Consider the following 20,977-nt stretch of genomic DNA (forward strand, 5'->3'; position numbering starts at 1 on the left):
TCTACAGCGTTACACGCTGCTGTCAACACCTCATTTCCTGCTTCGATGAATTGAAGCTGGTATCGTCAAAACCGTCTAACTCATTGAAACTCAAGGAGTTTTCCGTTTCGACTGCGCCGGAAGTGGGGCGAATTATAGGCCGCTGAAATTCTGAGTCAAGCCCCGTGTTCGCTTTAGTTGTGAAAAGTTCAAAACCAATGTGCCCCCCTCAATTGCGCACTATATTGCACAGCCTTTATAACTTGCGCATCATGCCCCTCTTAATGCTACTGCATCCCTTCTCAGGCCACCCCTATATGACAAAGCAGACTCAACACCTTACATCAGTTCTATTACCGGTCGGCTTACTTCTGATAGCCATGGCGTCTATTCAATCTGGCGCTTCGCTTGCCAAAAGCATGTTCCCGATCGTGGGCGCGCAAGGCACCACTACGCTGCGCCTGATCTTTGCCAGCCTCATCATGCTGCTCATTCTGCGTCCCTGGCGAGCCAAGCTCACCGCCAAGTCCCTGAAGACTGTGATTGTTTATGGCATCGCGTTAGGCGGGATGAATTTCCTCTTCTATATGTCATTGCAAACGGTCCCACTCGGCATAGCCGTAGCACTTGAATTCACAGGTCCTTTGGCAGTCGCTATTTATGCATCCCGCAGAGCTATTGATTTCGTCTGGATTGCGCTTGCGATCACGGGCCTCTTACTACTGATTCCGGTTGGCGAAAGCACACATGGCATTGACTTATTAGGGGCCGGGTACGCCCTAGGGGCTGGTGTTTGCTGGGCGCTCTATATCTTGTTCGGACAGAAAGCAGGGGCTGACAACGGCGTGCAGACTGCCGCACTGGGCGTGATCATTGCGGCGTTATTCATTGCACCGATCGGCATCGTCCACGCAGGCGCAACGTTATTGACGCCAAGCCTGATCCCGGTGGCCATCGGTGTAGCTGTACTGTCGACAGCCCTGCCCTATACCCTGGAAATGGTTGCGCTCACCCGCATGCCCACGCGCACATTCGGCACGCTCATGAGCATAGAACCAGCGTTTGGCGCACTGTCAGGCCTGCTGTTTCTTAATGAAGTGCTGTCGTTCGTACAGTGGATGGCCATCCTGTGCATCATCATGGCGTCAGTCGGAGCAACGTTAACCATGCGCGGCCACACAAAGCCTGTAACTAAAGCCGAATGACAGTCCATCGCTATAAGCTCTGGCAATTGACTCTCATTTGAGCGATGTTTAATCACCGTGAGAGTCAATTGGGGCGGTTCAAGACAGGGAGATCTATAAATAGCCACGGGCAAGGCAGTTCGGCACCCACCTCCGCAACCCGACGCTAACGCTTAAGGACAGGAATGAAACGCTTTTTGATAGGTTTGACAGCATTGGCACTCGCAGGCTGTGCGGCAACCTCAGAAACCACTGTGAAACACGGCAAACGTGGGATGCATATCAACTGCTCAGGATTGTCTTCATCGTGGGACAAATGTTATGCCGAGGCTGCGCGATCCTGTGGCGAAAAAGGGTTTCGAACCCTCGCAAAATCAGGCGACTCCGCCGAAGAGCCGGGAGATTATCCCTTCGGCTTGAACCCGGCGGGTTACACCAGCCGAAGCCTGATCATCATCTGCAAGTAAAACAGCCATAAAAGTCAGCCACGCAACCCTCTGAAATTGATTGCGTGGCTTCTTGTTATGACCGCGTGTTGACTACAGGCTCAGTGCGCGTGTTCAGCCAGGCCAGCGCATCGCCTGCAAGCAACGGCGACAAGCGCTCACGAACGTGCGCGTGATAGCCATTGAGCCAATCCAACTCTTCGCACGTTAATAGCTCAACTTGAAGACAGCGCGTGTCAATCGGACACAACGTAAGCGTTTCAAACTTCAAGAACGTGCCAAATTCTGACGTCCCCGCTTCTTGATTCAAAACCAGGTTTTCAATTCGCACCCCCCAGCGACCCGGCCTGTATGTACCGGGTTCTATAGAGGTAATCATTCCCGGCAGCATGGCCGTATGCGGCGCAGTTGCGGCCTGATAGGCAATCACTTGTGGGCCTTCATGCACGTTCAGAAAGTAACCGACCCCATGTCCGGTACCGTGCCCGTAATCGACGTTATCCGCCCAGAGAGGGGCGCGCGCGATCGAGTCCAGCAAAGGAGACAAAATACCTTTCGGAAAACGGGCCCTGGACAATGCGATCACACCTTTGAGCACGCGGGTGCAGTCCTGTTTTTGTTCAGCACTGACCTCCCCCACCGGCACCATCCGCGTGATATCCGTTGTGCCACCCAGATACTGCCCACCCGAGTCAATCAGGAGCAGGCCATTACCCTCGATCACAGCATGTTCCTGCTCGGTCGCATGGTAATGAGGCATCGCACCATTTGCGTTAAATGCCGCAATGGTATTGAAGCTCAATGACACAAAACCCGGACGACGTGCCCGGGCAGCCGTCAATCGTTCATCAATGGTCAGTTCGGTAATACGCTCGCGGCCCCAAGCGGACTCCAGCCACGCAAAGAACTCGCACAACGCCGCGCCGTCCTGCTCCATTGCCTGACGGATGTGAACGGCATCTTCGGGCTTCTTTTGGGCTTTAGCTAACGTTGTAGGGTTTATGCCTTCAACCAGCCTGACCTCCTTGTTTACATTGGCAATCAGCCCACACGTGACACGCGCAGGATCCAGCAGCAAACGGGTCGATGCTGGCAAGGCCGCCAAGGCGTCTGCGATCTCGCTGTAATCACGCAGCACTACGCCCTCACGCTGCAAAGTACGCTTGAGTTCGGCACCGACCTTGTTCAGATCGACAAACAAAGAGGCTTGTGTGTGTTCAATCAATGCAAACGAGAGGAATACAGGATTAAAGGAAACGTCCGAACCGCGAAGATTAAAAAGCCAGGCGATATCGTCCAACGTAGCAATAAAGTGCGCATCGGCCTGACGCTGTTGCAGCGTTTCTCGCAATTGCGCGAGCTTTTCTGCACGGCTCACAGTGGCCTGTGGCGCTCCATGTTCGTACAACGGCTGAACAGGGAGCGAGGGACGCCCCTCCCACACCAGCCCCAACACGTCGATATCGGTACGCAATTGCGCACCCCGCTCTTTCAACCTGTTTTCCAGTGTGCGTGAAGACGCCAAGGCCAGCACTGAACCGTCCACCGCGACGGTTTCACCTTCAGGGGTTTGCTCGGCCAGCCATTCAAGCGGGCCAGGTTGCCCGGGCATCAGTTTGACCAATTCGATGCCGCTGCCCGCTAGCTCTTTGGCCGCCTGTTCCCAGTAGCGGCTATCGGCCCACACACCCGCAAAGGTCGGCGTCACGATCAACGTACCGACTGACCCCTGAAAACCCGATAACCACTGCCGGCCTTGCCAATACGCAGGCAAATACTCTGATAGATGAGGATCGGCGGAAGGCACCAGCAACGCATGGACGCCATGCTCGCTCATGACTGACCGGACCCGCGCCAGGCGCTGCACAACCGATCCTTGATTCAACAACTGAGTACTCATCCTCTCTCCTGCAGGCCAATGGTCATTGTTATGAAGCCCTGATCATGAATCAGCAACTAAGGTTGAGCAACTGCCCAAAACGGCGTGGCGACTTGTGTTGCCGCGTGAATAGCGCTGGCCAGCGCATCAACGTCTTCTTCAGATGTAAAGCGTCCAAAACTCAAGCGAAGGGTGCGTGATGCTTCTTCTGCACTCAGGCCCAAGGCGAGCAGTACATGGGACGGGGCATGACTGGCCGAATTACACGCCGACGTGGCCGAATACGCTACATCAGCCGCCAGCACCGCACTGTCGAAGTTGCCCTCAACGAAAGTCAGACTCAGCGTGTGAGGAATCCGATGCGTCTGACAACCGTTACACCGCAAACCGGCAATACCGGCCAGTTGATCCAGTAAACGCTCACGTAAGCGGCAGATATGCGCCAGCTCTTCACTAAACTGCTGCTCGGCCAGCTCAAACGCCGCGCCCATACCTGCAATTTGGTGTGTGGCCAACGTACCGGAGCGCAGACCCAGCTCATGCCCCCCGCCATGCATCTGAGCCTGCAGCCGCTCCTGAGCCCGTGGGCCAACATACAAAGCGCCAATTCCTTTAGGCCCGTAAATCTTGTGCCCAGAAAAGGACATCAAATCCACCGACCAACTGCCGAGATCAATGGCCATCTTTCCTGCGCCTTGTGCGGCATCCACGTGGAAAAGGGCTCCATGCTCGCGCACCCGCTGCCCGATGGACTGGATATCGTTGACTGTTCCCAGTTCGTTGTTCACCAGCATCAACGAAACCAGCAAGGTATCTTCGCGCAACGCATCCCGGACTTGCTGCACACTGATCAGTCCGTTGACGTCCGGCTTCAGCCAGGTCACATCAACGCCTGATTGCTGCAAAAACAACGCAGTGTCCAAGACGGCCTTGTGCTCGATCTGGCTGGTAATGATATGTCCACGGGTCAAGCCACTGCCTGATGCCACCCCCTTGAGCGCCAGGTTGTTGGACTCCGTGGCCCCGGATGTCCAGACAATCTGTGAGGGCATAGCTCCAACCAACCGGGCAACTTGCGCCCGGGCCTGCTCAACCACAGCACGCGCTTGCCGACCAAACACGTGTGAACTGGAAGCCGGGTTCCCGAAGTTACCCTCGAAACCGAGGCAATCCACCATCACCTGAATGACGCGAGGATCGGCAGGGGTGGTGGCAGCGTAATCGAAATAAAGAGGTCGTTTGTCCATTGTGAACACTCACTGATCGAATTCCGGCATCAGGCATTGCTTGATAACAGAAGCGGGAGGCAAACAGGTTCAGGGGCCTTTACAACTACCCTACCGAAGCCTGCGAAAAAAGAGCCGCGCACAAGAAAAGCCGTAGGAGCATTCCCAAATTCTGATCTTGCACCGCAATGGCCTTAATAAAGCGCCAGAACACCAATCAAGCGCAAGTCTTATATGCAATACGGATATATAAATATGGAATTAGATAGATTTAAGGAATATAAACCCTCGCCTTTCAAGCTGACTCCGACTGACCGGTGAAAGTCTGAGCCTCAAGCAATGGCAGCGTCGGGGTCATTGGGGGGAAACCGGCAATAACACTTGCACCGGCTGCAGGGCCGCGCGGTTTGTTTTCCCTGACCAATTGCTGAACACCTGTTGACCCAGCAGCATGTGGCAAATCGTCGACATGCCTGTCGCCGCCCTGTCGGGTTATGGGTAAGATGATGCCCTTCCCGCGCACCTGCGCCGTACGTCCCGCCGAATTAAGTCGATCCCATGCCTTTTGAACTCAGCGTAGATTTGACCACCCTCGCCATTCTGGCTGCCGTGGCCTTTGTGGCCGGCTTCATCGATGCCATCGCCGGCGGTGGTGGCCTGCTCACCACGCCTGCATTGCTCACCGCTGGGTTGCCGCCGCACCTGGTACTGGGCACCAACAAGCTCAGCTCGACCTTCGGCGCCGCCACTGCCAGCTTCACCTTTTACCGACGCAAGCTGTTTCACCCGCGGGAGTGGAAACTGGCGATTTTCGGCACGTTGGCGGGCGCCCTGATTGGCGCCATCGTCGCGCACTACATGCCTGCCGAATGGCTTAATAAAATGCTGCCGGTGATTGTTTTTGCGTGCGGGTTGTACCTTTTATTCGGTGGCACGCCCAAAACCCCGATCGACAACGATGCTCCGATCAAAAAGAAGTGGCAGTTGCCTCAAGGTTTCAGTCTCGGGTTCTACGACGGCGTTGCAGGGCCTGGAACGGGGGCCTTCTGGACCGTCAGCAGCATGCTGCTTTATCCCATCGATCTGGTGAAAGCCAGCGGGGTAGCGCGCAGCATGAACTTCGTGAGCAATATTGCAGCCCTGTCGGTGTTCATCTTTTCCGGGCATGTGGACTGGATCATTGGCCTGAGCATGGGCCTGGCAGTCATGGTCGGCGCCTTCTTTGGCGCCCGCAGCGCAATCAGCGGCGGGGCCAAATTCATTCGTCCGGTATTCATCACCGTGGTATTGGGGCTGACTGTACGCCTAGCCTGGCAACACTGGTTCGGCCAGGCCTAAACGGCGCGCCACGTACAGATCGATGAGATAACGCGCAATCGAGCGCGATGCCGGCAATGGCGGCAGGTGATGCACATTGAACCATTGCGCATCCTCAATCTCATCGGGCTGCGGCACGATCTCCCCGCCGGCATACTCCGCATGAAAACCCAACATCATGGAGTGCGGGAACGGCCAGCACTGGCTGCCCACATACTGGATGTTCTTGACCTCAAGCTGCACTTCTTCGCGCACCTCGCGGATCAGGCACTCCTCCGCCGACTCCCCCGGCTCGGCAAACCCCGCCAATGTGCTGTAGACACCAGGGACAAAGCGCGGGGACCGCGCCAACAACACCTCATCTCCTCGGGTGATCAGCACGATCATGCTCGGTGAAATACGCGGATAACTGCGCAAATCGCAAGGCGAGCAGTACATCGCCCGCTCCCCGGGCACTTGAGTCATCGCCCGGCCGCAACGCCCGCAGAACCGATGCTCGCGCGCCCACGTCGCAATCTGAGCGGCATAGCCCAACACCTTGTACAGCGTGTGATCGCCTTCCAGCATAAAGGCGCGCAACCCTTGCCAGCGACAGCCTTCCACCTCCACCGCGCGCTCCAGCTCCAGCACATACACCGGCTCGCCATCCAGATAACCGATCCCGTGTTCAGCCATCACCGGTAACGACTGTGAAGCCAGCCATTCACGCGAAAACAGCGGCCCATCATCGTTAACCAGAAAGCCCTCCGGGCTGCGCGCCACGGCACGGCCGCCCGAAAGGTTGGTGTCCAGTACTGCGGTGGTCCAACGCGGTGTCATACAAGGTCCTTGTCAGGGTTAAACGCTGACGCCGCGCAGGCGTCAGTCGAGAAATTGCGGGGTGTTCTTGGTCATGTGCGCCGTCATCGCGACGCGCAAATCAGCGGATTGCAGCATGGCTGCGTTCCAGGTAGCCACGTACTCCAGGCCGTCGTCCACCCGGTGATCGCGCATGTAACCGATCATCTGCTTGGTGCCACCAATCGCAATAGGTGACTTGCCGGCAATCTCACGTGCGATCCCCATAACGCCTGCAAGCAGCGCCTCATGGTCGGGGTAAACACGGTTGACCAGCCCGATGGCGCGCGCTTCTTCGGCACCGACCATACGCCCGGTGTAGGCCATTTCGCGGAGCATGCCATCGCCGATGATGCGCGGCAAACGCTGGAGAGTACCCACGTCGGCGGCCATGCCCATGTCGATTTCCTTGATCGAGAACTGTGCGTCTTCTGCGGCATATCGCATGTCACACGCGGCAATCAGATCAATCGCACCGCCCAGACAGTAACCTTGAACCGCCGCCAGTACAGGCTTACGGCAGCGATCCACGGCATTGAAAGAGTCTTGCATCTGCAAAATCTTGCGCCGCAACAAGCGCGCATTGCGCCCTACATCCTTGCCCATTTCGTTGGCGACCGAGGCCAGCAACATGAGGTCGATACCCGCCGAGAAATGCTTGCCGGCACCGCTGATGACCACTGCCCGCACGGCATCGGTCTCGTCGATCCAGCGGAAAATATCGATAATCTCAGTCCAGAACGCCGCATTCATCGCGTTGACCTTTTCCGGTCGATTGATCCGCACGTGAGCAATATTGCCGTCTAACTCAACCTCAAACGCCTGGTACTGAGACATCACCTGAATCCTTTGTTAAGTGCCGTTGCCGGCCATAAGCCAAGGACTATAACAAGCCGCAAACCACGCTAGCAGGCCGCGATCCTGCCAAACGCCGGACAAAATGACTTACTCAGTGCTTCTGAGGCCGAAGGACAAAGCGCTCGATCGCCTGGGCAACACCGTCTTGCACATTGGTGCCCGTGACATGGGTCGCCTTCAACTTGATGGCTTCGTCCGCTTGCCCCATGGCGATTGATAGCCCGGCCTTTTCGAACATCGCCGGGTCATTGCCCCCATCACCAATGGCCATGGTCCGGGACAACGGCACATCCAGCATGTGCGCCAGCGCCACCAGGGCTTCGCCCTTGTTCGCCTTCGGCGCCGTGATATCGAGATAGAACGCCTGAGAACGGCTCGCCAGCGCCTTGCCTGCCAGTTCGTCGTGCAGGCGATCTTCAAGCTGGATCAACAATGGCGCGTCACGACTGGCGGCCACGATTTTGTCAACGCGCTCCAGGTGCGGCTCAAAACGGTCAACCACCACAGGGGCGTAGCCGAGTGCGCGCTGCTCATGATCCACCATCGGGCTGTCAGGATCGCGCAAATACCATTGATCATCAGCGAAGACCCACAGATCCACCGGGTAGGCTGACAACAGCTTCAAGCTCTGGCGTACCGCGTCTACCGGTATGTGGTGCGACTTCAGGTACTGGCCATCTGCATCGACCAATACTCCGCCATTGAAGGCCGCCGTGGGCAAGATGATGCCCAACTGCTCGATCTGATCGCACATCGCGCGCGGCGGGCGCCCCGTGGCCAACGTGAAGAACACGCCAGCATCTTGCAGTTGCCTGACCGCCGCCACCGTGGCCTCACTCAGGGAGTGGTCCGGGCGCAGCAGGGTGCCGTCCATATCGCATAGCACCAGTTGGATTGAATCGGATTTCACGCGTTCATCCTATGTTCAGCCACACCCGGCCATCGCGGGCCAGCAGGTCTTTAGCTGCTTCAGGCCCATCTTCGCCAGCCCTGTAGGATTGGACTTCAGTGTGTTCGCGCCAGGCGTCCAAAAAGGGCTGCACGCCTCGCCAGCCGTTTTCGATGTTATCGGCGCGCTGGAACAGCGTCTGATCGCCCGTCAGGCAATCGTAAATCAACGTTTCGTAACCCGAAGAAGGCTGGATCTTGAAGAAATCCTTGTAGGCAAACCCCAACTCGATATTGGCCATTTTCAGGCCCGGTCCCGGACGCTTGGCCTGCAAGTCAAACCACATGCCTTCATTGGGCTGGATCTGAATGCGCAAATAGTTGGGCTGCATGCGCTCAACGTCGGTATCACGAAACTGCGCATAAGGCGCAGGCTTGAAGCAAATGGCAATTTCCGTGTCCCGGGCACTCATACGCTTGCCGGTGCGCAGATAAAACGGCACACCCACCCAGCGCCAGTTATCGATCATCACTTTGAGAGCGACGTAGGTTTCCGTCGTGCTGTCGGGCGCCACATTGTTTTCTTCGCGGTAACCGGGCACTGGCTTACCGCCGGACTCACCCTGGGTGTACTGCCCGCGCACTGAATATTTGCGCGCGTCTTCAATCGACCAAGGACGAATCGCGCCGATGACCTTGGCCTTTTCGCCCCGCACCGCGTCTGCGCCGAACGCGGCAGGTGGCTCCATGGCTACCATCGCCAACAACTGAAACAGGTGATTGGGCAACATGTCGCGCAACGCACCCGTGTGTTCGTAAAAACTGCCACGTGTCTCGACCCCCACGGTTTCGGCCGCGGTGATCTGCACATGGTCAATGTAATGGTTGTTCCAAAAGGCCTCGAACAGCCCGTTGGAAAAGCGGCTGACCAAAATGTTCTGAACCGTCTCTTTGCCCAGGTAGTGGTCAATCCGGTAGATCTGCTTCTCGCTCATCACTCTTAGCAGGCAAGCGTTCAATGCCTGGGCTGTTTCGAGGTCCGAGCCAAAAGGTTTTTCAATCACGACCCGGCGAAATGCATCCGGTGTTTCATTGAGCAACCCGCTGGCTCCCAGACGCTGCGCCACTTCACTGAAAAAGCGCGGCGCAGTGGCCAGGTAAAACACCGCATTGCCCGTGCCACTGGCGGCAATCTTCTGTTCCAGCGCCGCGTAGGTGCTGTCGTCCAAAAAGTCGCCCTGCACGTAACTGATGTTTTTTGCCAGCGAAGCCCATAACGCAGCATCCAAGCCATGGCCATCAGGATGATCGACCTTGCTGGAGGCTTCCGTGCGAATGAAGTCCTCCAGTTTCTTGGCAAAGCCTTCATCACTGATCGCATTGTGGTCAACGCCCACAATGCGCAGGCCATCGTCCAGCAACCCGTCACGACTCAAGTTATACAGCGCGGGCATCAGCAAGCGCTTGACCAGGTCACCGTGCGCACCAAACAGAAACAGTGTGGTGGGCGGTGCCGGCTTGGCGTCGGGTTGGCTGGACAGGTCAGTCATTTTTTAGGGGTCTCAACGTGGCCGCCGAAACCAAAGCGCATGGCCGACAACATTTTGTCGCCATACAGGCTTTGCTGACGGGAGCTGTAACGGGCAAACAATGCGCTCGACAGTACAGGAACCGGCGTCGATTGCTCCATGGCCGCTTCGATGGTCCAGCGACCTTCGCCGCTGTCAGCCACCGCACCCGAGAAACCGTCCAGCGGTGCGTCGGTGGCCAGAGCATCGGCTGTCAGGTCCAGCAACCAGGACGACACCACGCTGCCACGGCGCCAGACTTCAGCGATATCGGCCAGGTTGAGATCAAAGCGCTGGTCTTCCGGCAAGTTTTCGGAAGCCTTCATTTTCATCACGTTGAAGCCTTCGGCATAAGCCTGCATCAGGCCGTACTCGATACCGTTGTGGACCATTTTCACGAAGTGACCGGAACCTGCCGGGCCTGCATGGATGTAGCCACGTTCGGCACGGTCATCGTCAGACACACGGTCTTTGGTACGCGGGATGTCTCCCATGCCCGGCGCCAGCGTGGCGAACAACGGGTCGAGGTGCTTAACCACCGCCGTATCACCGCCGATCATCATGCAGTAACCGCGCTCCAGGCCCCACACACCGCCCGACGTGCCGACATCCACATAACGGATGCCTTTTGCAGCCAGCGATGCGGCCCGGCGAATGTCATCTTTATAGAACGTGTTGCCACCGTCGATGATGATGTCATCGGCGTCGAGCAGTTGGCTCAAGGTCTCGATGGTGTCTTCGGTCGGTGCACCGGAAGGCAGCATCACCCACACTGCACGTGGCTTGGACAGGCCGTCGACCAGCGCCTGAAGGTCGGCAACACCGGTTGCACCGTCCTTTTCCAGCGCGCTGACGAAATCGGTATTGCGGTCAAAAACCACGGTGGTATGCCCATTGAGCATCAGACGCCGTGCGATATTACCGCCCATACGGCCCAATCCAATAATTCCCAACTGCATGTACTGATGCTCCAAACACAAAATAAAAAAGGGTTACAACACTCTAGTGCAGCGATGCGTAAAGTGCCTCGCTGAGGATTAGTCCTAGCGCATGGCGCATAGTTTCGCACATGAGAGGTAACAGATTCCCTATTCAATACGTTCTGGCGACGGACGAAGGCACGCGGACAACAAAAAATATAAAAGTTCACTTCCCCGACAAAAGAAATCACAATTCACCCCGGCAGTGACCCACGACCCGTAGCGGGCCGTTCGGGTACTCGATCGAAGATGTCAAAAAAGAGGTGAACCATGACCACAGTACTGTCCGCACGACCCGCGCAAACCCTCTATGTCACGATCCGTCGTGATGAGTTGCGTCAGCTCAAGGACGACAACGCGCAGTTACTGCAACAGGTCGAGCACTTGCGCCAGCAACTGGCCCTCGGCCAATCGCCTCTTTCCCTGACACGCTCAGCCGCTCACCTGAACTGACACCCGCCTGCCATGGCGAGTGAATGCTCGCCATTTCGCGACAAAGTTTTCACATCCCCTTGTTGATACTTCAACGCTCGAAGGCTGCTCAACGCTTGATGCAGCGCTGACGCGTTGGCCACGCCTTGCTGCGCCAACCATCCAAGTGGTTATCAGCTGGAGCGCTGTATGGGGATGTTTAAACGCGATACCACCTCGGCTAAAGGGTTCGACTGGGCAGGCCTGGGCTGGCTGTTTCTGTTCTTCTGGTACTTTTCCGGCATCACTCAACTGTTGATCCAGCTGACCGGCACCTCGGGCTTTTCCGGCTTCCGTCAGGCCTTCGTCATGAGCGCAATCTGGCTGGCCCCGATGCTGCTCTTCCCCGCCCGCACTCGCGTGCTCGCGGCGATTATTGGCGTTGTGTTGTGGGCTTGCTCCCTGGCCAGCCTCGGCTATTTCTTCATTTATCAGCAGGAATTTTCCCAAAGCGTCATCTTCATCATGTTCGAATCGAACATCTCTGAAGCGGGCGAGTACCTAACCCAATACTTTGCCTGGTGGATGGTACTGGCCTTCCTGGCACATACCGCCGTGGCCGTATTCCTGTGGACGCGTTTAAGGCCGGTGTACCTGCCCCGCGTCCAGGCATGGGCCGCCGCCGTCGGTATTCTGGTCGCCGTCGTGGGTTACCCGTTGATCAAGCAAACGCTCAAGCACGACACCCTGGCCGCTGCGATGGAAAGCTTTGAAAGCCGCGTCGAACCGGCGGTGCCATGGCAGATGGTAGTGGCGTATCGCCGTTACCTTGAGCAACTGGACAGCATGCAGGGCATGTTGGCCAGCGCCAGCAAAATCCCGCCGTTGACCCATCTCAAGGACAGTGAAGCGGGCAAGCCTGCCACGCTGGTGCTGGTCATCGGCGAGTCAACCAACCGCCAGCGCATGAGCCTGTATGGCTACAACCGCAAAACCACGCCCAACCTCGACGAACTGCGCGATCAGCTGTCGATTTTCGACAACGTCGTGACCCCGCGTCCGTACACCATCGAGGCCTTGCAACAAGTGCTGACGTTTGCGGACGAAGAAAACCCGGACCTGTACCTGAGCACGCCGTCGCTGGTCAGTGTGATGAAGCAGGCGGGCTACAAAACCTTCTGGGTGACCAACCAGCAGACCATGACCAAGCGTAACACCATGCTCACCACCTTCTCCGAGCAAGCGGACGAACAGGTCTACCTCAACAACAACCGCAATCAGAACGCCCGTCAGTACGATGGCGACGTGCTGGAGCCGTTCTCGAAAATCCTCGCCGACAGCGCACCGCGAAAATTGATCGTGGTTCACTTGCTGGGCACCCACATGAGCTACCAGTACCGTTACCCGCCCAGCTTCGACACATTTACTGACCGCACAGGTGTGCCCGCTGGCCTGACGGACGATCAGGTGCCGACCTACAACAGTTACGACAATGCGGTGCTGTACAACGACTTCGTGGTGTCGAGCCTGATCAAGGACTTCGCCAAGACCGATCCCAACGGTTTCCTGCTGTACCTGTCCGACCACGGCGAAGACGTGTTCGACTCGGTCGGCCACAGCACGCTGGGGCGCAACGAAGCCAAACCGACGGCCCCGATGTACACCATTCCCTTCATGGCCTGGGCCTCACCGAAATGGCGTGAAAACCACCCATGGAATTTCACCCGTGACCTGAGTCGCCCGTACAGCAGCTCGCAATTCATTCACACCTGGAGCGACCTGGCCGGGTTGTCCGCCGATGAGCTGGACGACAAGAAAAGCCTGGTCAGCGATCAATTCGTGGCCCGCCCGCAACTGATCGGCGACCCCTACTCGCGTCCGCAAAAAGCCTTGATCGACTTCAGCCTGATCAAACCCAAACACCCGGCTCCCGGTGAAATCGCCAAGCAATAACCCCCGCCACGAGGCGGCCCGACCGCCTCGTTGACTTTCAGTTGCGCCAAGACATAATTTGAAATAAGAACATTTCCCATTTGGCTAATTTGCCTCCTTATCGCTCGTTTTATGTGAACCACTTCACAACAACGATAAGGAGCCGACAGCCATGTACGCGCCCAAACCCCGTCCCGTCACGTTCGCCCTCGGCCTGCTTGGCAGTGTTTTCACCGCCCAACTGCTGGCAGCGCCCGAGGCCGAAAAGGATGAGCCAGCCCCATCCCCCACGCTGGAACTCCCCAAAACCAGCATCACCGCCCAGGGATTAGGCGCCATCACTGAGCACACAGGCGCTTACACCACCGGTTCTACCAATACCGCCACCCGGCTTAACCTGAGCATTCGCGACACCCCGCAGTCGGTTTCGGTGGTCACCCGTCAGGAAATGGACGACTTCAACCTCAACACGCTTACCGAAGCCATGCGCCATACCACCGGCGTGGTGGTGCAACACAACGACACGGATCGCGTCAGTTATTCATCCCGGGGTTATTCCATCCAGAACTTCCAAGTCGACGGGATGCTCAACACGTTTCGCCACATGAAAACCGACGCCGATACGATCATTTATGACCGCATCGAACTGGTGCGCGGCGCCACCGGCCTGACCACTGGCGCAGGTGATCCCTCAGCCACCATCAATATGATTCGCAAGCGCCCGACTCATGAACTGGCTGCCAAAGTGGGGGTCAGTGGCGGTAGTTACGACGACTATTACAGCTACGTGGATGTCGGCGGTCCATTGGCCTTCGACGGCCGTTTGCGCGGCCGCAGCGTACTGGCCTACCGTGACAAAAAGTCCTTTCGCGATCACTACGCCCTCAAACGAGAAGTCGCCTATGGCATTCTTGAAGCCGACCTGACCGACGACACGACCCTCTCGGTGGGTTACGACTACTTCAACAAAGAGGTCCAGGGCACATCATGGGGCACGTTGCCCTACTGGAATGGCGCGGGTGAGAAAGCCGGGCTGGGCCGTTCAAACAACTGGGCGGCGCCCTGGAGTTCATGGCCCAAGCAAGACAAAACGGCGTTTGCCACGCTGGATCAACGTCTATTCAGCGACTGGCGCCTCAAAGCGGCTTACACCCATCGCATCAGCAGTACAGACGGCAGTGTTTATTACGCCGGTGCCGGTTTTCCGCAAGCCGATGGCACGGGCATGCAGGCCTATACCAAGCACATGACGGGCGACGAATCCATGACCGCCATGGACATCAACATTTCAGGCACATACCCGCTGTTGGGGCGCGATCACGAGCTGATGTTTGGCTACGGGGAGGCAAAGTACGTCAATACCTCCCCCTGGTTAATTGATCGCAACCCGGAAGGTTACACGCAGATTCCCGACTGGCAGGACTTGAGCACCGCGCCCAAGTTCCAGGACATCAACACCGGGCTGGAGCAAAGCCGGGACACCACCCAGCAGAAAGCCGGGTACCTGGCAACGCGCTTTAACCTCAGCGCTCAATGGCACGCGGTGCTGGGCACGCGTTACGGCAGCTGGAAAGGCACAAACCTCAACAATGAATACGACGAAACCACGTACCGACTGACCCAAAAAAGCAAGGTCACCCAGCTGCATAACGACATGCTCACCCCGTACGCCGGGCTGCTCTATGACGTCACCGAACACCTCACGGCCTACGTGAGCTACACCGATATTTTCAAACCGTCCGAAGAGAAAACCATCAACAAGACTTACCTTGAACCGGTGGTCGGCAGTAATTATGAAGTGGGTCTCAAAGGCAGCTTTCTGGATGAGCGGTTGAATCTGTCGAGCGCCGTGTTCTGGAGCACGCAAGACAACGTGCCCGTGGTAGATGACTCCGTGCCGCGCGGCCCGAATGGTGAGGAATATTACAAAGCTGCCGGCAAAGGCAACAAGATCAAGGGCTTTGAAATAGAGCTGGCCGGGGAGATCATGCGCGACTGGAACATGATGGCCGGTTACACCTACACCCACTCGCGGGACAGTGAAGGTCAACGCCTCAACAGTGCATCGCCGTTGAACCTGTTCAAGCTCTCAAGCACCTATCGGCTGCCCGGACAGTGGCGAGCCCTGACAGTGGGGGCGGCCGTCAACTGGCAGAGCGACATATTCCGTGAGGCCCGACGTCCAACCGGTGACAAAGATGAAAAGGGCGAGCCGATTACCGTCGCCAATACCATCACTCAAAAGTCCTACACCCTGGTGGATCTGATGGCCCGCTACGAATTCGATAAACACGTGTCGGCCACACTGAACGTCAAGAACTTGTTCGATCAGAAGTACTACGACAATGTCGGTTTTTATAACGGTGTGTTCTGGGGGGATCCCCGTACCGTCAACCTGGGGATTGAATGGAAGCTGTAGCCAGCCCGTGGTAGGCAGCGGGCAACGCAGGGCACGAACGGGGCTGGCGCAAGCAGCCCTGGGCAATTCATATGCGGCTCGCCGGGCACCCGCCTGAAGTCACCGGCGGCAAGCCTTACAAGTATTTATTCCAGAACAGCATGCGCCCGTGCGCCGGATTCAGTTGGCCTTCGCTAAAGCCAAACTTGCGATAGGAACCCTGGGCCACCGGATTGCCTTCCAGCACTTCGAGGGTGATTTTGCAGCACCCGCGCTCACGGGCGATGACTTCAACTTTCTCCAGCATGTGCTGGCTCAAGCCCAGCCCCCGATAGGTATCGACCACCGACACGTCGTGAACGTTGACCAGCGGCTTACCGGCGAAGGTGGAAAACCCTTCGAAGCAGTTGATCAATCCCGCGGCTTGGCCGCCTACAAAGGCCAGCACGCTGAACGCATGCGGGCGCTTGGCCAGTTCAGCGGGCAACGCCTGAAGAACCGCATCCGATAACGCCTCACCGCCCCCCATCGGGTCCCTGGCGTAATGGTTGAGCACATCCCTGACGGCCTGTGCGTGAACAGGGTTCAAATAGTCCGCTTGCACCACAACCACGTCTGACATGCCATCGGCTCCTTTATCAACGTGCATAAGAAGCCTCGGACATTAACGGGCCAACCTCAGCCCGACAAGCCTGACGTAGTGACCGGCACGTCAATGCTCTGCATCAACGCGTTGACCCGTTGTGCAACGTCATGGGCACTGGCATACACCAGCACGTGTTTGTATTGCGGGTGATCCTTGCGGGCGTCGGGTCGATCAAAACCCGCAGCGGCCGCCATGGGTTGACTGATCAGCAACACATCAAACGCATGTTTCTCGGCATCCCCGAGCCCCAGCAGGGCTTCAATCCGGTCCAGTGGCGCAATGCGGAAATAGCCCAAACCGTTAAGCGCCCTCTCTATCTTCAGAGCCTCTTTTCGCTCTGCGTCGGCGATCAAGATTCGCAATGATTTCGTTGGCATTTAAGTTGAACCATCAGCAAGTGTGTCGTAGGAACGTTTACCGGTGCCAGGCAGCTTCAGGCCACGGCACCAGCAAAATAAGTGCTGCCCACCCCATTTCAAGAGGCCGCCGGTCTTGTCAGGCGCCCGATTCATCGTCATCCAGATAAGGCGCAAGCAGCTCATCGAGCCTTTCCATGCTTTGGTACAAAGCGTCTACAGCCTCGGTCAGCTCGGGGGCATGGCTGGCAGCACAGGCGTCTTCGAGGCGCTCACATTGATGGATCACGTCCCGCGCGTCGATCAGGCGCGCACCGCCTTTAACGCCGTGCGCCAACCCCATCACCCCCTTGCGATCGCCGGCCACAAACATTGCCAACAGCCGGGCCATGTCCTGCTGATTACTCGTGGCCAGAGCGGCCAGCATCTTTTGGACCTGTGCTTCATCCCCCTGACTGGTCTCGCGCAGGTACCTCAGGTCAATGTCTGGCGCGGCGCCGCAAAGCGCATCGGTCTCCTCACCTCCGACCGATGCCAGACAGTCGCTCAAGTCCTTGAGGCTGATGGGTTTGAACAGGCATTTATCCATCCCGGCTTCCAGGCAACGGTCAACTTCTTCGGGTTGAGCATTGGCCGTAAACCCCAGGATCAGGCACGGCTTCATGCCCAGCAGGTGTTCTTGTTCGCGTATGGCGCGCGCCAGGTCATAACCGTTCATGACAGGCATGTTGCAATCGGTAATGACCACGTCAAATGAGCGCGCATGCCAGCTTTCAAGCCCTCGCGCCCCGTGCTCGGCATCGACCACCTGATGCCCCAGGTAGCGCATCTGTTGAGCCAGCAACAGGCGGTTCGCCGGATAATCGTCGACCACCAGAATCGTTAACGAACGGCTTTGCAGCGGCGCCGATTCAGGCTCAATGGGCAGTGCTATCGGCTCAAGACGCGGCACCTGCAACAGCACCTCAACCTGAGTCCCCTGCCCCAGCACGCTCTGCAGGCGTAACGTTCCGCCCATCATTTCGCAGAGGGTTCGGCAAATAACCAGCCCCAGGCCCGAGCCACTGCGGGCGGATTGCGTGTTGTTGCTGGCTTGAATGAACGGGCTGAACAACCGTGACTGATCGGCCTCAGAGATGCCCATGCCCGTATCGCTCACGCGCACGCGCACGCTCAGGCGTGAAGGGTCGCGGCCCGGCGTCACGCGCAAGGCCAGCTTCACGTCTCCGGCGTCCGTAAACTTGATGGCATTGCTCAGCAGGTTGGAAACAATCTGCTTGAACCGCATAGGGTCGATCCAAGCGTCCGTCTCAGGCACTTCACAGACCACGTGACTGACCAGATTCAGACGTTTCTGGCGTGCCAGACCGTCAAACATGCGCAACACCGACGCGACCAACGCCTGAATATTGGCCCGTTCAGGACTTAAAGACAGATGCCCGGACTCAATGCGCGCGATGTCCAAAATGTCCCCGATCAGCGCCAGCAACTCTCGCGCCGATCCGGAAGCCACCTCGATGGCAAACCGGTCCAGCACACCCTGCTCGGCTTTTTTCATGGCCAGTTCGAGCATGCCGATCACCGCATTCATCGGCGTACGAATTTCATGACTCATGGTGGCCAAAAACGTGGTTTTGGCCCGGTTCGCCTCATCAGCACTTTGCTTGGCGGCCTGCAGCTGCTCCAGCAATTGCTGACGTTTAATGACCGCGCGACGCAGATAAGCAATCCAGCCCAACGCCACCGCCAACAAAACAGCGGCAATCGCAAAGCCCTGAAGAATCGCGGCACGATTGCGTAACCAATAACTGTCTGTCTCTTGCCCGGTGGTGCGCCAGCGCTGGGTCAAGGCGCCCATTTCTTCAGGGCTGATACTCAACAAGGCTTTGTCGAGAATGCTGCTTAACTCCGATGAGTGACGCGCCGTGGCGAAGCCGATATGCGCGGGCTGTGTGCCGACCGTGCTGGTGATATGCAACTGCTCGCGGAAATAGCGCGAAATCATATAGCGCGCGCTGATCAACGCATTGACCGCCGCTGCCGCCTCACCTTGGGTCACCTTGTTCATGGCTTCCCAGGCATTTTCCACCTCAAGCACCTGCACCTGCGGGTAGTGATGCAACACAAATTCACGCAGCACAGTGCCCCGCACCATGGCCACCCGCTGGCCTGCCATCTGGTCCAGGGTGGTCGGGCTGCCCGACCCGACCCGCGTGACAAGCACGAAGGGCGTGGTGAGATAAGGCCGGGAAAAGCGCAATTGCCCTTCACGGGCGTTGCTGGGCGTGAAAGCGCCCATCAAGTCGGCTTCGCCCGTAGTCACCAGCGCGATCAATTCTTCAACAGAATTCCCCGTCACCGGCTCGAACACCAATCCGGTTCGAGCACTGATATTGAGCAACACATCCGCGCTCACGCCTTTGAAGGCGCCCTGCTCATCAATAAACGATAGCGGCAGGTAATGGTCATTGATGGCCACTTTCAGTCGCGGGTGTTCATTCAACCAGCGCTGTTCGTTACTGCTGAGGTTTAATCGCCAATGACCGCTTACCTGCGGCCCTTCCGAACTCCAGCGGCGCAGGATCGTCATGCGTTCACTGGGCGGAATGGCCGACAGGGCGGCGTTCACAATACCCAACAGCCTGGTGTTATCCCGTTCAAGGGCGAAGGAAAACGGGGTGACTTCCATGCGCGAGAAGTCAGCCAACTGCACGTTGTTCAAGTAATTTCTGTTGATCAGGTAATTGGCGCCGATGAAATCGCCGAGGTAGACGTCTGCCTGGCCGAAGGCCACTGCGCCGATCGCGGTCAGGGTGGACGGGTACAGTTGCAGGATGGCCTTGGGGTAAAACGCCTGGACTTTTTGCGGCTGTAAATAATGATCCAGCAGCGCCACCCGCAGGCCAGCCAGATCGGCAGGCAAATGGCCTTTTCGCGCCGTTCGCGTCACCAGCGTCGGCGCGTCTTCGGCGTAGGCCTGGGTCAACTTGAGCGCGCTGTCCTGGGCTTCAAAGTCGTTGGCGCTGCCCAGCAGGTCGACTTCACCTTGCTTGAGGGCTTGCACGGCAAGCGGCCTTGAAGGGTAGCGCCTGACATCGATCGCGATGTGCAGCAACTGCGAGAGGAGTTGCGCATAGTCCGCCGTGATGCCTTCAAGGTACTGCTCATCTTCGGCCAGTTCGAAAGGCATGTTGTCGGGGGCTGACACCCCTAATCGCAAGACACCCTTTTGCTCAAGCCAGTGTTCATCGGCGGCCTCAAGCGCCACGTTGTACTCTTCGACATTCGAGCGTCCCAGCAGCTGCAAGGTTTGCACTGAGGGGTCAGCAAAGGCTTGTGGCCACCCGAATACGAGCACCACCATGCCAGCCCACGCCCGGAGGATGAGCGCGTTCATTCAGATCAGGTCATTACGTTTGGCAAACTCTGCCAGGTAAACCACCGACTTCATGTTCAGCTTTTCAATCAGGCGGGCTTTGTACGTACTGATGGTTTTACTGCTGAGCAACATGTCTTCAGCAATTTTCTTGTTGGTTTTACCCAGTGCCAGTTGTTTAAGAATGCTCAGTTCACGGCCGGATAAACGCTCGATCAACTCCTGTTCACTCACGGCGCTATCGCTGCTGCGCACAGAGCTGTCACTCAAGTTGGGGAAAAAGGTATACCCATCAAGCACCACTTTTACCGCTTGCAGAACTTCGCTAAGGCCTTTGGTTTTGGTGATAAATCCGGTCGCACCGGCTTTCATGCAACGCTGTGAATAATGCAGGGGCGAATGGGAGGTCAGCACCAGAATACGGCTCGTAAGGCCCGAGGTTTTTATGCGCCTGATGACTTCAAGGCCATCGAGCCCTGGCAGGCTCAGATCAAGAATAATCAGATCGACATGATGCTCGCGGGCCATTTGAACAGCGTCCACCCCGCTATCGGTTTCCCCCACGACGTGATAACCGTGATTGCTCAAGATGGCGCTCACGGCAGAACGGATTAACGGATGATCATCAACAATCAAAATCTTATGCATATGCACCCCAGCCAGTAGTATCAATGCCGGTGTACACCGAGCGAAAAT

At 57.2% G+C, this 20,977-nt stretch carries 17 protein-coding genes; 6 read left to right on the top strand and 11 right to left on the bottom strand.

The annotated features are described in order from the left end of the window. Positions 1 to 296 precede the first annotated feature (296 nt). Positions 297 to 1,184: a threonine/homoserine exporter RhtA gene (gene rhtA / locus V6F78_RS12320; RefSeq protein ID WP_070414316.1), complete on the top strand. Its 888-nt coding sequence runs from the start codon at positions 297 to 299 to the stop codon at positions 1,182 to 1,184. A gap of 164 nt (positions 1,185 to 1,348) precedes the next feature. After that, positions 1,349 to 1,630 carry a hypothetical protein gene (locus V6F78_RS12325; protein WP_047293986.1) on the top strand — a complete coding sequence of 94 codons (282 nt, stop codon included), beginning with the start codon at positions 1,349 to 1,351 and terminating at the stop codon, positions 1,628 to 1,630. A 55-nt stretch (positions 1,631 to 1,685) separates the two neighbouring features. Here the strand turns inward: V6F78_RS12325 and V6F78_RS12330 are convergent, their stop codons facing one another. Both V6F78_RS12330 and V6F78_RS12335 read right to left on the bottom strand, forming a co-directional pair. Continuing rightward, a complete protein-coding gene (locus V6F78_RS12330) occupies positions 1,686 to 3,509 on the bottom strand; it encodes an aminopeptidase P family protein (protein WP_047293988.1) in 1,824 nt (607 codons plus the stop codon). A gap of 56 nt (positions 3,510 to 3,565) precedes the next feature. Then, complete coding sequence (locus tag V6F78_RS12335; protein WP_169839836.1) at positions 3,566 to 4,735, bottom strand: cysteine desulfurase family protein; 1,170 nt, start codon at positions 4,733 to 4,735, stop codon at positions 3,566 to 3,568. A 537-nt stretch (positions 4,736 to 5,272) separates the two neighbouring features. Between V6F78_RS12335 and V6F78_RS12340 the strand changes: the two genes are divergently transcribed. Further along, positions 5,273 to 6,052: a TSUP family transporter gene (locus tag V6F78_RS12340; protein ID WP_047293992.1), complete on the top strand. Its 780-nt coding sequence runs from the start codon at positions 5,273 to 5,275 to the stop codon at positions 6,050 to 6,052. Here V6F78_RS12340 and nudC read toward each other — a convergent pair. From nudC to gnd, 5 genes are all read right to left on the bottom strand, one after another. Further along, positions 6,020 to 6,850, bottom strand: coding sequence for an NAD(+) diphosphatase (gene nudC / locus V6F78_RS12345; RefSeq protein WP_047293994.1), 831 nt, complete (start codon positions 6,848 to 6,850; stop codon positions 6,020 to 6,022). The two genes, V6F78_RS12340 and nudC, sit on opposite strands and share 33 nt — an antisense overlap. A 42-nt stretch (positions 6,851 to 6,892) precedes the next feature. Next, positions 6,893 to 7,705, bottom strand: coding sequence for a crotonase/enoyl-CoA hydratase family protein (locus V6F78_RS12350; protein ID WP_047280472.1), 813 nt, complete (start codon positions 7,703 to 7,705; stop codon positions 6,893 to 6,895). A gap of 112 nt (positions 7,706 to 7,817) precedes the next feature. After that, complete coding sequence (locus V6F78_RS12355) at positions 7,818 to 8,600, bottom strand: HAD family hydrolase (protein ID WP_169858701.1); 783 nt, start codon at positions 8,598 to 8,600, stop codon at positions 7,818 to 7,820. A 40-nt stretch (positions 8,601 to 8,640) separates the two neighbouring features. Continuing rightward, positions 8,641 to 10,164, bottom strand: a complete 1,524-nt coding sequence (gene zwf / locus V6F78_RS12360; RefSeq protein WP_047276474.1) for a glucose-6-phosphate dehydrogenase — start codon at positions 10,162 to 10,164, stop codon at positions 8,641 to 8,643. Further along, entirely contained in the window at positions 10,161 to 11,141 is a 981-nt protein-coding gene (gene gnd, locus V6F78_RS12365; protein WP_047276476.1) for a phosphogluconate dehydrogenase (NAD(+)-dependent, decarboxylating), read from the bottom strand. Before gnd ends, zwf begins: the two co-directional genes overlap by 4 nt. Before the next feature lie 291 nt (positions 11,142 to 11,432). Between gnd and V6F78_RS12370 the strand changes: the two genes are divergently transcribed. The 3 genes from V6F78_RS12370 (at position 11,433) to V6F78_RS12380 (ending at position 15,924) form a co-directional block, all read left to right on the top strand. Beyond that, positions 11,433 to 11,615: a DUF6026 family protein gene (locus V6F78_RS12370; RefSeq protein WP_047276477.1), complete on the top strand. Its 183-nt coding sequence runs from the start codon at positions 11,433 to 11,435 to the stop codon at positions 11,613 to 11,615. A 168-nt stretch (positions 11,616 to 11,783) separates the two neighbouring features. Beyond that, on the top strand, positions 11,784 to 13,526 hold the full coding sequence (locus V6F78_RS12375; RefSeq protein ID WP_094991377.1) for a phosphoethanolamine transferase CptA: 1,743 nt from the start codon (positions 11,784 to 11,786) through the stop codon (positions 13,524 to 13,526). Positions 13,527 to 13,677: 151 nt separating this feature from the next. After that, positions 13,678 to 15,924 carry a TonB-dependent siderophore receptor gene (locus tag V6F78_RS12380; protein ID WP_094991378.1) on the top strand — a complete coding sequence of 749 codons (2,247 nt, stop codon included), beginning with the start codon at positions 13,678 to 13,680 and terminating at the stop codon, positions 15,922 to 15,924. A gap of 115 nt (positions 15,925 to 16,039) precedes the next feature. Here V6F78_RS12380 and V6F78_RS12385 read toward each other — a convergent pair whose 3' ends face one another. The 4 genes from V6F78_RS12385 to V6F78_RS12400 form a co-directional block, all read right to left on the bottom strand. Then, positions 16,040 to 16,525, bottom strand: coding sequence for a GNAT family N-acetyltransferase (locus V6F78_RS12385; protein WP_047294102.1), 486 nt, complete (start codon positions 16,523 to 16,525; stop codon positions 16,040 to 16,042). 56 nt (positions 16,526 to 16,581) lie between these two features. Further along, complete coding sequence (locus V6F78_RS12390) at positions 16,582 to 16,926, bottom strand: hypothetical protein (RefSeq protein WP_047294103.1); 345 nt, start codon at positions 16,924 to 16,926, stop codon at positions 16,582 to 16,584. 118 nt (positions 16,927 to 17,044) lie between these two features. Further along, positions 17,045 to 20,302: a transporter substrate-binding domain-containing protein gene (locus V6F78_RS12395; protein WP_332727380.1), complete on the bottom strand. Its 3,258-nt coding sequence runs from the start codon at positions 20,300 to 20,302 to the stop codon at positions 17,045 to 17,047. Next, positions 20,303 to 20,929, bottom strand: a complete 627-nt coding sequence (locus tag V6F78_RS12400; protein WP_203305217.1) for a response regulator transcription factor — start codon at positions 20,927 to 20,929, stop codon at positions 20,303 to 20,305. Positions 20,930 to 20,977: the final 48 nt, after the last annotated feature.

It is taken from the genome of Pseudomonas sp. ESBL9, assembly GCF_036668715.1.
Lineage (GTDB): Bacteria > Pseudomonadota > Gammaproteobacteria > Pseudomonadales > Pseudomonadaceae > Aquipseudomonas > Aquipseudomonas lundensis.

Bases quoted from the DNA above. Each gene is read 5' to 3' on its own strand.
- rhtA (WP_070414316.1), top strand. From the start codon at position 297: ATGACAAAGCAGACTCAACACCTTACATCAGTTCTATTACCGGTCGGC.
- V6F78_RS12325 (WP_047293986.1), top strand. From the start codon at position 1,349: ATGAAACGCTTTTTGATAGGTTTGACAGCATTGGCACTCGCAGGCTGT.
- V6F78_RS12330 (WP_047293988.1), bottom strand. From the start codon at position 3,509: ATGAGTACTCAGTTGTTGAATCAAGGATCGGTTGTGCAGCGCCTGGCG.
- V6F78_RS12335 (WP_169839836.1), bottom strand. From the start codon at position 4,735: ATGGACAAACGACCTCTTTATTTCGATTACGCTGCCACCACCCCTGCC.
- V6F78_RS12340 (WP_047293992.1), top strand. From the start codon at position 5,273: ATGCCTTTTGAACTCAGCGTAGATTTGACCACCCTCGCCATTCTGGCT.
- nudC (WP_047293994.1), bottom strand. From the start codon at position 6,850: ATGACACCGCGTTGGACCACCGCAGTACTGGACACCAACCTTTCGGGC.
- V6F78_RS12350 (WP_047280472.1), bottom strand. From the start codon at position 7,705: ATGTCTCAGTACCAGGCGTTTGAGGTTGAGTTAGACGGCAATATTGCT.
- V6F78_RS12355 (WP_169858701.1), bottom strand. From the start codon at position 8,600: ATGGACGGCACCCTGCTGCGCCCGGACCACTCCCTGAGTGAGGCCACG.
- zwf (WP_047276474.1), bottom strand. From the start codon at position 10,164: ATGACTGACCTGTCCAGCCAACCCGACGCCAAGCCGGCACCGCCCACC.
- gnd (WP_047276476.1), bottom strand. From the start codon at position 11,141: ATGCAGTTGGGAATTATTGGATTGGGCCGTATGGGCGGTAATATCGCA.
- V6F78_RS12370 (WP_047276477.1), top strand. From the start codon at position 11,433: ATGACCACAGTACTGTCCGCACGACCCGCGCAAACCCTCTATGTCACG.
- V6F78_RS12375 (WP_094991377.1), top strand. From the start codon at position 11,784: ATGGGGATGTTTAAACGCGATACCACCTCGGCTAAAGGGTTCGACTGG.
- V6F78_RS12380 (WP_094991378.1), top strand. From the start codon at position 13,678: ATGTACGCGCCCAAACCCCGTCCCGTCACGTTCGCCCTCGGCCTGCTT.
- V6F78_RS12385 (WP_047294102.1), bottom strand. From the start codon at position 16,525: ATGTCAGACGTGGTTGTGGTGCAAGCGGACTATTTGAACCCTGTTCAC.
- V6F78_RS12390 (WP_047294103.1), bottom strand. From the start codon at position 16,926: ATGCCAACGAAATCATTGCGAATCTTGATCGCCGACGCAGAGCGAAAA.
- V6F78_RS12395 (WP_332727380.1), bottom strand. From the start codon at position 20,302: ATGAACGCGCTCATCCTCCGGGCGTGGGCTGGCATGGTGGTGCTCGTA.
- V6F78_RS12400 (WP_203305217.1), bottom strand. From the start codon at position 20,929: ATGCATAAGATTTTGATTGTTGATGATCATCCGTTAATCCGTTCTGCC.